The 14,509-nt window shown below is 56.5% G+C and carries 17 protein-coding genes; 7 read left to right on the top strand and 10 right to left on the bottom strand.

Going from position 1 to position 14,509, the window contains the following annotated elements; translation table 11 throughout:
• The first annotated feature begins 120 nt into the window (after window positions 1–120).
• Complete coding sequence (locus tag EGH21_RS17995; RefSeq protein WP_092635601.1) at window positions 121–306, top strand: DUF7333 family protein; 186 nt, start codon at window positions 121–123, stop codon at window positions 304–306.
• A gap of 205 nt (window positions 307–511) precedes the next feature.
• Here EGH21_RS17995 and EGH21_RS17990 read toward each other — a convergent pair whose 3' ends face one another.
• From EGH21_RS17990 to EGH21_RS17970, 5 genes are all read right to left on the bottom strand, one after another.
• Window positions 512–1,666 (bottom strand): multicopper oxidase domain-containing protein, encoded by a 1,155-nt coding sequence (locus EGH21_RS17990; protein ID WP_142980618.1) that lies wholly within the window; start codon window positions 1,664–1,666, stop codon window positions 512–514.
• A 167-nt stretch (window positions 1,667–1,833) separates the two neighbouring features.
• The gene (locus EGH21_RS17985; RefSeq protein ID WP_142980619.1) at window positions 1,834–2,559 is read right to left on the bottom strand and encodes a CPBP family intramembrane glutamic endopeptidase; all 726 of its coding nucleotides are present in this window, start codon (window positions 2,557–2,559) and stop codon (window positions 1,834–1,836) included.
• A 97-nt stretch (window positions 2,560–2,656) separates the two neighbouring features.
• Window positions 2,657–3,100, bottom strand: a complete 444-nt coding sequence (locus EGH21_RS17980; protein ID WP_220619819.1) for a disulfide bond formation protein B — start codon at window positions 3,098–3,100, stop codon at window positions 2,657–2,659.
• Window positions 3,081–4,067, bottom strand: coding sequence for a thioredoxin domain-containing protein (locus EGH21_RS17975; protein WP_142980621.1), 987 nt, complete (start codon window positions 4,065–4,067; stop codon window positions 3,081–3,083). The genes EGH21_RS17980 and EGH21_RS17975 overlap by 20 nt, the downstream gene beginning before the upstream one ends.
• A 105-nt stretch (window positions 4,068–4,172) precedes the next feature.
• Entirely contained in the window at window positions 4,173–4,688 is a 516-nt protein-coding gene (locus tag EGH21_RS17970) for a COX15/CtaA family protein (protein ID WP_142980622.1), read from the bottom strand.
• Between the two features lie 172 nt (window positions 4,689–4,860).
• On the opposite strand from EGH21_RS17970, the gene EGH21_RS17965 reads away from it, so the two are divergent.
• The 6 genes from EGH21_RS17965 (at window position 4,861) to EGH21_RS17940 (ending at window position 8,880) form a co-directional block, all read left to right on the top strand.
• Complete coding sequence (locus EGH21_RS17965; protein ID WP_142980623.1) at window positions 4,861–5,823, top strand: transcription initiation factor IIB; 963 nt, start codon at window positions 4,861–4,863, stop codon at window positions 5,821–5,823.
• A 60-nt stretch (window positions 5,824–5,883) separates the two neighbouring features.
• The gene (locus tag EGH21_RS17960) at window positions 5,884–6,111 is read left to right on the top strand and encodes a transcriptional regulator (protein ID WP_142980624.1); all 228 of its coding nucleotides are present in this window, start codon (window positions 5,884–5,886) and stop codon (window positions 6,109–6,111) included.
• A 151-nt stretch (window positions 6,112–6,262) separates the two neighbouring features.
• Window positions 6,263–6,640 carry a winged helix-turn-helix domain-containing protein gene (locus EGH21_RS17955; protein ID WP_142980625.1) on the top strand — a complete coding sequence of 126 codons (378 nt, stop codon included), beginning with the start codon at window positions 6,263–6,265 and terminating at the stop codon, window positions 6,638–6,640.
• On the top strand, window positions 6,637–6,915 hold the full coding sequence (locus tag EGH21_RS17950; protein ID WP_142980626.1) for a DUF7521 family protein: 279 nt from the start codon (window positions 6,637–6,639) through the stop codon (window positions 6,913–6,915). The genes EGH21_RS17955 and EGH21_RS17950 overlap by 4 nt, the downstream gene beginning before the upstream one ends.
• Before the next feature lie 64 nt (window positions 6,916–6,979).
• Window positions 6,980–7,546 carry a hypothetical protein gene (locus tag EGH21_RS17945; protein WP_142980627.1) on the top strand — a complete coding sequence of 189 codons (567 nt, stop codon included), beginning with the start codon at window positions 6,980–6,982 and terminating at the stop codon, window positions 7,544–7,546.
• Window positions 7,543–8,880 (top strand): arylsulfotransferase family protein, encoded by a 1,338-nt coding sequence (locus tag EGH21_RS17940; RefSeq protein ID WP_142980628.1) that lies wholly within the window; start codon window positions 7,543–7,545, stop codon window positions 8,878–8,880. The genes EGH21_RS17945 and EGH21_RS17940 overlap by 4 nt, the downstream gene beginning before the upstream one ends.
• Here the strand turns inward: EGH21_RS17940 and EGH21_RS17935 are convergent.
• From EGH21_RS17935 to EGH21_RS17915, 5 genes are all read right to left on the bottom strand, one after another.
• On the bottom strand, window positions 8,877–9,260 hold the full coding sequence (locus EGH21_RS17935; protein ID WP_142980653.1) for a SpoIIAA family protein: 384 nt from the start codon (window positions 9,258–9,260) through the stop codon (window positions 8,877–8,879). The two genes, EGH21_RS17940 and EGH21_RS17935, sit on opposite strands and share 4 nt — an antisense overlap.
• Window positions 9,261–9,286: 26 nt before the next feature.
• Window positions 9,287–10,222 carry a cation diffusion facilitator family transporter gene (locus EGH21_RS17930; protein WP_142980629.1) on the bottom strand — a complete coding sequence of 312 codons (936 nt, stop codon included), beginning with the start codon at window positions 10,220–10,222 and terminating at the stop codon, window positions 9,287–9,289.
• Window positions 10,223–10,243: 21 nt separating this feature from the next.
• Entirely contained in the window at window positions 10,244–10,681 is a 438-nt protein-coding gene (locus EGH21_RS17925; RefSeq protein WP_220619818.1) for a DUF7996 family protein, read from the bottom strand.
• Window position 10,682: 1 nt separating this feature from the next.
• The gene (locus tag EGH21_RS17920) at window positions 10,683–13,241 is read right to left on the bottom strand and encodes a heavy metal translocating P-type ATPase (RefSeq protein ID WP_328765714.1); all 2,559 of its coding nucleotides are present in this window, start codon (window positions 13,239–13,241) and stop codon (window positions 10,683–10,685) included.
• A 458-nt stretch (window positions 13,242–13,699) separates the two neighbouring features.
• Entirely contained in the window at window positions 13,700–14,104 is a 405-nt protein-coding gene (locus tag EGH21_RS17915; RefSeq protein WP_220619816.1) for a DUF7541 family protein, read from the bottom strand.
• Between the last annotated feature and the right edge of the window lie 405 nt (window positions 14,105–14,509).

Raw genomic sequence — 14,509 nt, 5'->3', positions numbered from 1 at the left:
TCAGTCGTCAGTGTCGGTTTTCAGCAAATCTACAGAGAAAGCAAGGCGAGTGCCTCGGGGCTTGACCCCGAGGTGGTTCACTTTGTTAACGGTTTTGTCTATCCGGTCACAACAGTACATATGGAATTCGACTTTGTGCGCTCGGTGGCTCCCCTTGTCGTAATTGTCGCCGTCGCGGCGATCGCGCTCACGACCGTGATGACCTCCTCGACAGTCTTCATGATGGTTCTGCCCTCGATGATCGTCTTCTCAGTCATCGCGTTCTTCTTCGGGATGAAACACGGCGAGTTCCGCGCCAGTCCGTAACAGGCCGACCCAGTAGCCGAAATCCGCCAGATTGCGATCCATGCTAGCCTCCAGCTGTGTTGATTCCGATTCATTTCGATGACCGATTCGCAGTCCTGGCGACGGCTGTTTCAACGGGGCGGTGTCGAACCAACGGTAGTCCACCAGGGGCGGTTAACCACTATCGTTCAGTTAGATCCAGTCCGGGTCGTCGTATAGAGCGTCTCTACGTGGAGTAGCCGGCGTACTCCATAAGCTGGTTGAAGATGTCCGTATCCATGACGGACCGATAGACCACTCCAGTAAGCATCCCGCCGGGATAGAATGTGCCGTTCATCACGTGGTTGACTTTGTGACAGTGCATCAGGTAGATGCCGGGGTCTGCATCGGCAGTAAATTCGATCGTGTGTCGTTCAGCAGGGGCAACGTTCGTGACGTCCATGTCGTGTCGGGCAGCCTCCGGAATCGTCCCGCCGTCCTTTTCGACGCGCTGGAAGCGGTGGTTATGGATGTGCATCGGGTGCGACATGTACCCGCCGTTGACGAGGTGGATACGAACTGAATCGCCCTCGTCGACGATGATCGGGGACCCTTCTTCGGGGTGCAGCGTCCGGGGCGCGCTCTTCCCATTGACGGTAAACACGTCTGGATTTCGACTTGCCGAATTGTAGGTGAAGTCCGCCTCACCGGCCCACTTCCGTGGAACCCGCGAATCCCAGTCCTTGATCGTCATAAAGTACTCGCGGTCCGCCGGTTCGTAGCCTTCGGGATCGACTCGGTAGACCCCGTACATGCCCATGTCGATATGTCGGTGGGTCTGGAAGTGACAATGGTAGAAATGCGTCCCAGGGACGTTAGCGGGTATTTCGTAGGTGTGTGTCTCCCCTGGCGGGACCTGAATGCCGGTCGTCGTCGGAACACCGTCGTTCTTCCACGTCTTGCGAACCCCGTGGAAGTGAATCGTGTGGGGACGTCGGCCATCGGTATTGTCGAGTGTCACCTCCATCGCGTTACCCTCGGTCGTTCTAAGAATTGGGCCGGGGACGCTGGGGTCGTTGTCGTCGGCCTGGAACGCCCAGACGCGTGGGAATTCGACGGGCCCACCCATTGTATCGAGCGGGTGGACGGCGTGGCGGGCCTGCTGAGTCCGCACCGTCACTTCGCCGCCCTGCTCGTCGACGTTGACGACTGTTGGAGGGCTGGTGTATGGGAGATTAGGCGAGTCAGTTTGTGCCTGCGTGGGCTTGTCGCTCGTTGCTGCTGGCTCGTTGGTTCCGCCCGCAGAACAGCCTGATAACGAAGCGAGACCAGTCGCGCCAGTTGCCGCGAGAAACTCACGCCGGGACAGTCCGGTTCCGGGTGCGCCGAAACGTGTAGTCATGATACACTCGGTATTTTGGTTGGCCTAAACATAGGGCGACTGCGGCGTCCCAATTCACGGGACAGCGCGTGGATATGTTCGGCAAAAGGCGAATGAAGATCGCGGCCTTTCGCCTATACTTGTTCGCCGTTAGGAGTCCGAAACTGAGGTTGAAAGCGATCAGACTTTTAGAGTCCGCCTGTCGCCGTCAGATAGGCCCCTGCGAACTGCACCGCGTTATACGTCCCGTGAATCACAGCCGGAACTGTGAGGTTGTCCGTGTACTCGTACGCTGCTCCCAGTACCAAGGCCAGGACGAATGCGATACCGATGTACACCAGTTTGCCTTCCCCTGACAACGAGAAGAGATGGATCGATGCGAACAGAGCGCTTGCGAGGATGATTGCACGAGCCGGATGGAGACTTTCACGGAGGGTGCCCTGGACGAGGCCCCGGAACAACAGCTCTTCTCCCGGGCCGACCAACAGAAATTGGAGCGGGATCAGAAGAAGGAAGACACTCGGATTTTGTCGCCCGACCTTGACGATCTGATTCTGAGCCGAGTTCAGACCCAGGGCCGTGATTACTGAGGACGCCACAAAGAGCAACCCAAGGATCGCTATACTCCCTCCGATAATCACCGCTCCCTCACGCTTGTCAGGCAGACGAACTGGAACGAATCCAAATCCGAGATCACGGCCTTTGAGATAGAGGATGGCGATGCCCCCAAACGTCACTCCTTGGAGGAAGAACGTACTCAAGACCAACCTGAGGGCTGGACGTGACGCGAGGTCGACTCCGAACACTCCGACGACCGTCGCGACGGCAAGGATTACGATAGCCCCCGCGACGTATGATCCATACGTGAGACCAATCGCCGAGGCGACAGACCGGAAACGAGATATCGACGACATACTCAGATGTGTGCGTAGGGCTCCACCCTACAAGCTGGCTGTAATAGGTCGACTCCGGCACTATCCATTACAGGACTTCCCGCGGTAGTAATTTTATTCATGGCTGATGTTCAGGTTCGACGAGGTTCGATCCAGCGAGGACTGTAATGGTCACGAGTACGAACGCGATCAGTGAGAGATTCGGAATCGTGAGTCCGAGCACCGGAGCCTGCCATTGGACGACTGCACAGGGGCCAGCAAAGGTGCATGAGGCCGTCGTTGCTTGGAGCACGGAGTGATATCCCGCGATTAAAACACCCACCACGGACAGTGGCACAACTGTTCGCCAGACTGTGTTGTGACTCTCGAGGGCGGCAACGCCGAGAACGACGACAAGCGGATACATGAGGATACGTTGATACCAACAGAGGGTACACGGAACGAGACCGAGGCCGAGACTGAACCAGAGGCTTCCCAGGGTCGCAACCGCCGCGACGCATGCCCCGCCTGCAAGCCAGAATCGTCCTTCGGACATCCATGATTCAGTTTGATCCAGTTGCATCTTCGATCAACTGTCTTGTTCGCTCTTCGTTTCCGAGTGGATTGACCGTCGTGCCATTGATGAGGAGCGTGGGTGTGGCGTCAACACCGGCATCGCTCGCAGCCCTGTCAGTCGCCCGCAGCGCGTCGTCGTACTGCTTTTCTTGGATCGCCGTGCGGATCGACGCAGTTTCCGAGACGCCTGCCGACTGCGCAAACTCGACCAATCTCTCGGCGGTCGCCCACTGGTCGCTTTCGGGTGGCTGATTCCGGAACACGTATTCGTGAAACGACCAGTACGAGGCTGGGTCGGTGTTCCAGACGGCTAATCCGGCCTGTCCAGCTGCCGGGGCATCGGGGCCCAAAAACGGGTCGCCACCGATATATGCGAGATTGCGGAACTCGAGCGCGATCGTGCCTGGTTCCACGTAGTCCGTCACGAGCTGTGAGAGCATCCCCGTACTGAACTGGGCGCAGTACGGACACTTCCAGCTCCCGAAGTATGTTACCGTGATATCAGCATCAGCGGACCCCATCGTCGCATACCGGAAATCGCTCGACGATTCGGGAATCGGGGCAGTGGCGACGGCGCCCCCCTCACCTCCAGCATTCGCACCGCCATCCGGTTCAGTACCCGTATTGGTAGAGAGAGCGGTGGCGCCGATCACGAGACCGGCAGTGGCGGCACTACCACCGGCGAGGAGAAGTTGCCGGCGGGTCAGTCCTCCAACAGCAGCTCCGACACCTCCCTCGGAGAGCCGCTCTGAGAAGGTGATTGAATCAACGACTGTATCGGCCCGTTTGTAGTCCACACGTGAGAGGTCGTCGGGATGCGCGGCGAGCCAGTGTCTGTAGAGTTGCTCGTCGGTTTCGTCACCGAGTTGTTCACCACAATAGTGGCAGGCGCTGTGATCGTTCCATGTATGGTCACGCGCTGCTCCAGCTGTTTCGAACTGATCTGTACAGATCGGGCAGGTATGGGCAGTCATTCGTGATCACTACTCCAGGTGGCAGATTTCATAGGCTCCGTGTTGTGCTCTCGTAGTGAGCTGAATCGTCGGTGTCTGTGGCATTATTTTATACGGAAGGTGTCATCAGCGGCGGAGATATGTGACAAGGAAGGTCGTCAGGAGACAGAGGAGAATAAGAATTGCCACGCCGAGATGAGTCGTCACGATGATCGGTTGGAGATTTTCCGTGACGGTCAGTCCTCCGAGGATAACCTGTAACGGAAGCAGGACAAGAGCAGCCGTGGCCGACCATTTGACAATCGGGGTATTCCGGTGTGTCACCCACGCTCCCAAAGTCGTGGCGACGATCAGAACCCCGGCCGTCATCGCCAGTCCACGGTGAGCCCACTCTGCGAAGATTTGGAGTGCAGAGTATGGCGAGTTAGTAATGATATCGGGTTGGAGGAAGGGGACCCACGTCCCGTAGCAGGTCGGCCAATCAGGACAGGAAAGTCCAGCACCGATTGCACTAGTGTAAGCTCCGAGAAGCATCACGATATACGTCACTAGTAGCGTGAAGCCGGCGATATGTCTGTACCCGATCGGAATCCTTGAAATCGTAGCTCGCACGTCGTGCCAGCGGAGTCGGGCTTGAGACATAATATTGGGTAGGGACGCTGACTGGCGGTGTGACTAGTTGATGTCTTGGAGGCAAAGTGTTAGGCCGGATTCCCAGCGAGTGGGACACCGCCTGCTATTCATTGAGGAGCCGTCCCACGGCACTGTTAAGAAGACCCACGGTTTGTAGGGAAACCCCCTATACGCCGATAGTATGATGGCTCAAGAACATACCCAGGAACGATCAATAGATGAACGCGACCGTGAGGTGAAGTCTGCTAACGACAACACCTGTCCAGAGTGTCAGGGCCATATTACCCTGAATAGCGACAGCGGTGAGGCGACCTGCGAAAGCTGTGGGTTGGTTTTTGAAGATGATCCAATTGACCACGGCCCGGAGTGGCGTGCATTCACGTCGGACGAACGCGATGAAAAGAGTCGGGTCGGTGCTCCGACGACGCAGCTGATGCATGATAAGGGCCTGAGTACGACTATTGGTTGGCAGGACAAGGATGCCTACGGACAGGCTGTCTCCGGTCGCAAACGTGCTCAATTACAGCGCCTCCGGACGTGGGACGAGCGGTTCCGGACGAAGGATGCCCACGAGCGGAATCTCAAGCAAGCGCTCGGGGAGATAAGCCGCATGGCTTCCGCTCTGGGACTTCCGGAATCGGTTCGGGAAACTGCAGGCGTGCTGTACCGGCGTGCTGTAGAGCAGAACCTGCTCCCAGGTCGCTCGATCGAGGGCATGTCGACGGCGTCGTTGTACGCGGCTGCTCGACAGCATGGAATGCCACGGCCGCTTACGGAGTTCGCCGATGTCAGCCGTGTCGAGAAAATCCGGATCCAGCGAGCGTACCGATATCTGTCCCGAGAACTTGGGCTGGAGATCGAGCCAGAGGATCCCATGCAATACATTCCCCAATTCGCGTCCTCGCTTGACGTGAGCGACGAAGCAGAACGGCGCTCTCGAGAACTGCTTGAGGTAGCTACAGATAATGCCGTCCACAGTGGAAAGAGTCCAGCTGGATTGGCGGCTGCCGCTCTGTATGCTGCGACCCACCTCACGAACGAGCAGCTCACACAGGAGACGGTGAGTGAGGTCGCCCACGTCAGTCGAGTCACGATCCGAAACCGATACCAAGAGCTTCTCGAGGTGTATGCGCAGCATGACTGACCGGATAGCCCCTGCCGGGCGAAATTCGGCCACTGATTGGGTCGTGACACGATATTTACCATGAGCGAGTTCTCAATACAGACCGAGCTCGAAGTATTGGAGCTGCTCGTGGAAGAGTCACCGTGCCATGTGATGGAGATCACTAACGCCGTCGATGGACACCCGATCACCATTGACCAAACGTGTGCTCACCTCCATAGTGAGGGCTGTATTGTTCCACTGGGGAGGGGTCTCTACGAGATCACAGACGCAGGCGAACAACGACTCGAAATTCAGCACGATTCATAACCGCTTCACAACTGTGTCACCATGTCTCCCCTCTTTCGATGGATCGGCCGTCATGATTCTGGAACCACGATCCCGACTGAGTTCGTGGGACCAATGGGATGCCTCTCCAGCAATCGGACACCATATCCCGAGGACCACGTATTATCGAATAATGGGAGATGATTCAGTGTCGTCCGAGGACACTCCGGAGGTACAAGATGTCCTTGATGCGCTGGATGATCCCGCGTGTCGGGCTATTCTCCAGGAAACTATCGAACCAATGACTGCGAACGAACTCCTCGACGCATGTGACATCCCCAAGTCGACGCTGTATCGAAAATTAGAACTCCTCAGTTCCGCTTCCCTCGTTCGAGAACAGGAGACGATCAACCCCGGAGGTGGACGGGTCACCTACTACGAGCGGTCGTTCGAGGACGTCACAATCTCTATGGACGACACAGGGACGTTTTCGGTGAGTGTCGACCGACCGCCGCAATCTACCGACGAACGGCTTGCAGATATCTGGTCGATGATGGGGGACGAAGTATGAACGGCGTCATCACGGCGATTGCAGTCGTCAAATTTGTAATTCTGCTTCTCGGTGGCGGGATCACCTACATTGCATTTAAAGCCTATCGACGGACGGGTGAGGACTCGCTACGCGTCCTTGGTGTCGGGTTCGGTATCATCACACTCGGGGCAATCCTGACTGGCGTGGCCAATCAGTTCTTTTCTGTCGGATTGGCCCTCGGCGTTCTCATTAACAGCCTGTTCGTCGCCCTTGGCCTCGCGGTCATCATGTACTCTCTCCACATACAGCAATGATCGTGGCTCAATATCTAACTCTGGGGCTAATTCCAAGAACTAACCCCGAACGAGAATTCAGCTAATGCACCGCATCACGATTCCAGAAAAAACCGATATCTCGCATCGGCAGTGGCAACAGGCGTGGAACCCAATAGACATATTGATTCGATATTTTGTGGCCAGTTTTGTCCTGGCCAGCGTACTCTTAATCCCGCTTGCATGGGTGGTCGATTCGTATGCTCTTGTTGTTTTTATATTATTCCCGCTTATTGGAGTTTCACTCAGTATTATCATTTGGCGACGCTCCTGTTCAGCAGTTAATACTACCTATCAAGAAGTTCTCGATGACATGACCAACTGGCGTAACCTATCTGAAGACGAGATGCAGGTTTGGACCTCTGAACTGAATGGCTCAGGCGAACAGTATGGCGTCGATCCGGCTCAAAAATATACGCTAACCTACGTTGAGGCGGCTGACGAGTATACACTGATTAAGGAGATAACTATTGATTTTGCTAATTTGGAGCCTTCCACGAAATCTGAGAGGATTCCATCTCAACAGATTATATCACAGTCATTTGAGTCGGGAACATTTAGACTTCGTTCGTCGAAAGGGATTTGGAACATTGATGGTCTCAAGAGACAATGATTGATCGTTCTGGAGTTTCAAGAATTTGGAATCGGATCTCATCTATCTCCCTTGGCACCTTCTTGTTCGTCGGGGGAATCATTCTCCTAGTAGGTACCTTCACCGTGAGTGCAGCGCTTGCCCCATCAATAGACCGAACAACGAAACTCGATTACCAGCCACATACGTTAGTCGGGTCTCAGGGGGGTGGCCCGGGCTGGCACGAATACGGCAGCGTCTACCTTCTCAACGGTACGAACACTACCTGGCGTGAATCGAGTGCTGATAGCTATTTCGACGTCACACAATCGGAGAACGGAACAGTGTTAGCTGGGTTTATGGATAGCGGATATACTTCGTGCGGACCGTACGAATCTCCCTGTACCCGAACGGGATTCCGAGTCATTGACCCCGGACAAGACCCACAGGTGCTTTCGGAGTATAGCTTCCCGGTCCGAACGAACAAGAACAGCGAAGTCCACGATGTCGAACGACTTCAGACAGGAGAATACCTCGTGACGGATATGGAGTACGAGCGTATATTTACTGTCAAGAACGGCGAAGTCACGTGGCAGTGGAATGCGAGTTCGTTCTACGACGCCCCACAAGATCCGACGACGACCGACTGGCTGCACATCAACGACGTGGATGTCATCAGCACCGGGCGCTATCTCGTCTCAGTACGGAATGCCAACCAACTTCTCGTCATCGAACGCGGTGAGGGCGTCGTCGACGTCATCAACGAGGACACGACCGATTCAAACGATGCCAACTGTCGGAAGTCAGATCAGCTAGCCGACTATGACAGTGATGGCGATATTCGATGTGGTGACCCCGACGTGCTCAACCACCAGCACAACCCCCAGTGGCTCGGTGATGGTGCTGTCCTCGTCGCTGACAGCGAGAACGACCGTGTCGTCGAACTCCATCGAACGGAGACCGGTGAGTGGGAGCCAGCGTGGGCCGTAGATCAGGTAGAGGGGGTCGCATTAGATTGGCCTCGGGATGCAGATCGCCTCCCGAACGGAAACACGCTCATCACCGACACCCTCAATCGGCGACTCGTAGAGGTCGACGAATCCGGGACTGTCGTCTGGAGCGTTCGAACAGAGCGTATCCCATACGAAGCCGACCGGCTGCCATATGGCGAGCCTGTCGGAGCCCCGACCTACACGAATAACGGCAGCAGCGTCGACAGCCCTGACGCCGGCGTGCCGGGCCTCTCACTACTACTGGTCGGGCTTCGGGCAGTCGTTCCCTCAACGCCGTTCTGGTTCCGGGAACCACAACTCGGACTGACGCTTGTCTCCGCACTCCTCATCGCCGTCGGCGGAGGTAACCGAATTCGTAACTAAATTTCCTCTCGAAGCCAGTTGAGAGCTTGCTCGCGTTTCTTGACCTCAAAGTATCGCATTTCGTTGGGAGCAACTGGCCAGATCGGCCGGATTGCATACCACCAGTCGAACAAGAGTTTCGCCCATCGTGTATCGCCGACTGCGGCGTACCGGTCGATATCGAAGTCAGGGCCGTACCGGAGATCGGGAACCACTCCGTGGAGGTGTGTGAGAAACGTCCTGAACGTCCAGTTCGGAACTTCCTCGTACACGTGGATGTGCCCGTACTGGTCACTCTTTTCGACGAGCAGCGAGTACAGCTCTTGATAGCCTGTTCGCGTGCCCTGCCCGACGCGAATCGCAATGAGGTTCTCGTTCGTCTCGTCCAACACCTCGAACATTCGATTGGGTGCTGTGTGGGACATCGCTAGTGGGAGTGATTCGTAGTACCGACAGGGTCGGTATCTGGATCGGTATGCCCGACGAGCTCGACGGTTGCATGGTCGATTCCTCGATCCGTGAGATGGTTGTGGACCTGTGACTGAATTGTCCGTTGCTCCTCAAGTGTGGTCGACGTATCGGTGAGCCGGACGGTTGCGACGGTGAGTTGACTACAGACTTGCCAGACGTGGAGATCCTCAATCTGGTCGACGCCGTCGAGTGTCGTCAATTCATCCCGGAGTTCTTCAGACGACACCGGGCTCCGTTCCAGCAGGATCGAGGTGCTTTCCCGGAGGACGTTCCCAGCCGACGCGAGTACCAGCAGCCCAATGAGTACGGCCGCCACAGGGTCTGCGATAGGGAGGTCGAACACTGCGACGGCGGCGGTCGAGACGATTACCGCAACAGAGCCACCGGCGTCACCGAGCAGGTGGTAGAACGCCCCGCGCTCGTTGAGACTCATCTCACCACCCTGCAACACGTACACGGAGCCGATGTTCACCAGCAGTCCACCCGTCGCGATGATCAGCGTCAACTCTGGATTGATCGCCACTGGCTCAAGGAACCGCTGGTAGGACTCCCAGACGATGTATCCGACCATTGGAAGGAGCAAGACGCCGTTCAGGAAGGCCGCAACCGGCTCCAGTCGGTGGAGACCGTAGGACCACGCCTCGCCACCCTCGAACCGTTCGGCGGTGTAGCTCGCGCCAAACGCCATCGCGTACGCAAGCATATCGAACAGCATGTGGAGTGCGTCGCTGATGAGCGCGACCGACCCGAACAGGAGTCCACCAGCCAGTTCGATGACGAATCCGAGGAAATTCACGACCGCGACGAGCGCAAGCCGACGCGTACTACCACTTGTTTCAGACGGGTGTTCGTGTTCTGCCGTATCCTCTTGTGCGTGCTCGTGGAGCGTCATACATTCACGTTGGAGGGAGTGCTATTTCGATTCCGGGGAATCTGAGGATTCCTGAGTAGACTCCTCCGACCTATCTTCAGTCGCCAACGTCGAATCCTCCGTAGAGGATTCAGTACGATCCGAGGAGTCAGACTCGCTATCCCGTTCCTCAGCTGCTGTGTCGGAATCTTCCGATTCCTCGGTGAGCGATATATCCTGGGCGGAGGAGCCACTGAAGTCGAGCGGACGAAGCCAGATGTACCAAACGACAAATATGGTTGTACCATAGCCGACGATCCACACGAGATCAGCTACGGCAGAGAGATTCGCCTGTTCGAGGGTGTATACCAGCAAACCGGGACCGATGAGCCCAACGAGCACAACGAGGACAGCAAACTGCGGAGACGAGAGTCCGAACGGGTATTCCTGCTGATCTGACTCCGTATGGGATGTTGCATTTCCCTCGTTCTCAGCACCCATCTTACCCCTCCGAAGCGTTGGTTTCGGTGTCTGTGTCTGGCGTAATTCGAGAGAGTCGCATCGCATTCCCGGTAACGGCCGTCGTCATCCCGGCGTCGCCAGCGAGGACCGCCAGCCAGATTGGGACGTATCCGAACGGGACTGCGACGGCCAGCCCGGCTTTGACAGCGAGACTCGACCAGATGTTCTGCCGGATGACACCGTTCGCATCGTTTGCGAGTTCGTAGAGGTACGGGAGCTTTGCGAGGTCATCGCCCATCAAGGCGATGTCCGCGGTCTCCAGCGCCGTATCCGTCCCGGCAGCCCCCATCGCCACACCGACTGTGGCGGTGGCGAGCGCCGGTGCGTCGTTGATGCCGTCACCGACCATCGCAACCCCATCGAACTCATCGACGAGTTCCTCTATCGCGGCCACCTTCTCTTCGGGGAGTAGTTCGGCCTGATACTCGTCGACACCGACCTGGTCGGCGATCGCGCGGGCAGTCCGTTCGTTGTCCCCCGTCAGCATCACCGTTCGGGAGACACCGAGTTGCTTCAGTCGCGTCACCGTTCGCTTCGCTTCCGGCCGAATCTCGTCGGCGACCGCGATGACGCCCTCGAGTTCGTCTTCGGTCCCAACGAGGACGACGGTCTTGCCTTCAGCCTGGAGTTCGGGAACGGTCTCTTCGAGGAGATCGAGACAGTTGTTCCGGTCACACATCTGCCGGGCTGTCTGTGTCACGACGCCACCGTCGGTCGTCGCGTGAACGTGCGAAAGATCGAAATCTAACTCCTCAAACAGACCCGGTTTGCCTGCGAAGTGTGGAGTCCCGTCGAGGTCGGCACGAACACCCTTGCCGGTGATGCTCTCGAAGTCATCGATCTCGAGCTCGGCGACCCCTGCGCTGCCGGCTTCGGCGACGATCGCCTCGCCGATGGGGTGTTCACTCCGTTGTTCGAGTCCCCGTGCACACCGGAGCACGTCCTCCTCCGAATTCCCGTTCAGAGGAACGACGTCCGTGACGGTGAGCTCACCCTTCGTCAGGGTTCCCGTCTTATCGAACGCGACGACGTCGACCGCACCCATCGCTTCGAGGTGGTTACCGCCTTTGATCAGGACGCCGTTCTTCGCGGCACTCGTAATTCCCGACACCACCGAGACAGGCGTCGAGATGACGAACGCACAGGGACAGGCCAATACCAGCAGCGTCAGCCCGTAGACGACGGCCGTGGACCAGGTTGTGCCGAGGACATATGGGCTTCCCACCGTCGTCAGGATGGCGAAGGCGACGACGACTGGTGTGTAGTACGTCGAGAAGCGCTCGACGAACTGCTCGCGTTCGGTCTTGTTCGACTGTGCATCTTCGACCAGCTCCACGATGCGCGAAAGCGTATTATCACCGGCTTCAGAGGTGACCTCCACTTCGAGATAGCCCTCCTCGTTGATGGTGCCGGCGTACACCTCGTCGCCCGTCGTCTTGTCGACGGGGACGCTTTCACCCGTGATCGGTGCCTGATTGACTGCGCTTTCACCGTCGACGACGGCCCCGTCCATCGGGATTTTCTCCCCCGGCTTGACGACGACGATGTCTCCCACGGCGACCTCATCGACGGGAATCGTCTCCGTGCTTCCATCACGCTTGACCGTCGCTTCATCCGGAGAGAGGTCCATCAGCTCGCGGAGGGAGTTCCGGGCGCGATCCATCGAGTACCGCTCCAGCAGTTCCGCGACGCTGAACAGGAACGCGAGGGTGGCGGCCTCGAAGTAGAGTGCCTCACCGAAGACGAGACTCGCAACGAGTGCGCCGAGGATAGCCACCGACATCAGAAAGTCGATATCGAGGTTCAGATTCCGCGCCGAGTAGTAGCCGTTGCGAAGGATCTCCTGGCCGCCGGTGGCCACTGCAATCAGAAACAGTACGTCGGCGACCAGCAGATCAGTACCGAGAAGGCCTGCGATCTGTATATTCTGGCCGATCAGGAAGAATTCGAAGAGTAAGCCGAGGGCGACGAATCCACCACTCACCCACGTCTTGAGTGCGCGCGAACTGGTCCAGATACCCTCGCGCTCTCCGCCCGCTTCCTGCCGTCCTGATTCGTCACCTGTCGTGGCTGTGACCTCGTACCCAGCGCTTTCGATCGCGTTGATGACATCAGCTTGCCCAGCCCGCGACGAATCGTACGTGACGACGACGGTTCCGGTCGTCGGCTGCGTCTCGTATGTTGTGACTCCACCGACCCGGTTGAGGGCGTTTTCGATTTTACCCGCGCACGAAGCGCAATCCATCTCTGGGACGGTGAATTTCGAGGTCACTTCGCCAGTGTTCTCGACGGTGTATCCAGCTTTTTCAACACGTTCAGCTATTGCGGTGGCGCTCGTTTGCTCGCGGTCGTACGAAACCGTCAGTGTTCCCGTCGTCACCTGTGGATCGACGCTATTGATTCCGTCCAGCTTTCCGACGCTGTTTTCGACCTTTCCTGCACAGGATGGGCAGTCCATCTCCGGAACGGAGAACTGTGCAACATCCCCTTGATCTATCGATTGGGCAACGTCATCACCGTCTTGTCCTGTGTGCCGGATATGCTCGTGCTCCTCGTGCTCGTGGTCATGTGTATGAGCCTGCTCGTGAGAATCCTCTCCGTGGTCGTGGGTGTGATCCGGTGGTTCACCACTTCCATCGTGGGATTCCTCGTCAGGTGAGGTCATTACATACCGCTAGCTACTACAGACTTATTAAATCGACTGCTACTAAACGGCCTTATTATGGCAGTCTCTAATAAAATATTCGGGCCGAGTTATTAATTCGGCCGGTAATCCGTCCCATTCTCCGGACCTAAGTCCGAATTGCTCGATACTCGCCGTGTTTGATCCCGAGGAGAAGGTACGGACTTCACACACGGTGAGACCGACGCTGACCACATCACCACTGGTACTCATCGGATTCAGTATCGTCCCCTCCTGATTCTGATAGCAAGTAGAACCACGAACGTGATCTCTCTCTTGTGGTATCGAATATTATTGTAGTACGGTACTGTCGCTCAATCAGATGTTGTTTCCGGTGTCTCGGTCTTCGACATTTTGGCGCGGGTCTTCTTCCGAACGAAGCCGACCCAGAGAGCTGCGCCAACGAGACAGATGATGCCAGCGATAGCAATCGATTGACCACGGATTGTTGTCCCAATCTGATTTTCTGTGATCAACAGGATTCCGATGCCGATGAGGACGAATCCTTGAATACCTGCAGCTTTCGCTGGGCCAGAGATATACCCCGCCTCCGTAAGAATGCCAGCAACAGACCCTACGAACAACAAAAGTCCTGCAACGGATACAGGACGAAGGCCGAGAACAACACCGACCTCCGAGAGAGCAAATCCAATCGCGACGAAGAGTGGCCATGGACTCGACCCGGTGAAGGTTGCGTCCGAGTCAGATGGATCGCTCATTATCTCGAATTGAGTTTCACGATATAATAAATCGGCTGTTATTGATCCCTTCATCGTTAATAGAATATGGCTGTGATTCAGACGTTAGTTAATATTCGTGCGATATAACGTCTCACTCTTAAGCCGGTAATGCTTCTTCATCCTAATTCTCCGCGATATCCCATCTTACGGTCAAATGGTTTTATAGAGACGCTCTGCCTACTCTTTTTCATGTGCATCTACTGCGACGCCTACGAAGAAGAGCGAGAAGCGAAGAGTCAGTCCCCGGCCGAGGACAACCACTCTGAACAAAAGGCTACTTCAACGCCGTCAAAGGGAGTGTTTGTACAGCTTCGTTCTTCGCTAGTAGATCTGTTGTAGCCGACCATTCTGCCCGCTGATATCGCCACGTAAGTCGATATACGA

Source organism: Haloarcula rubra, from assembly GCF_019599465.1.
GTDB lineage: Archaea > Halobacteriota > Halobacteria > Halobacteriales > Haloarculaceae > Haloarcula > Haloarcula rubra.
This window is presented reverse-complemented; position numbering and strand designations above follow the sequence as displayed.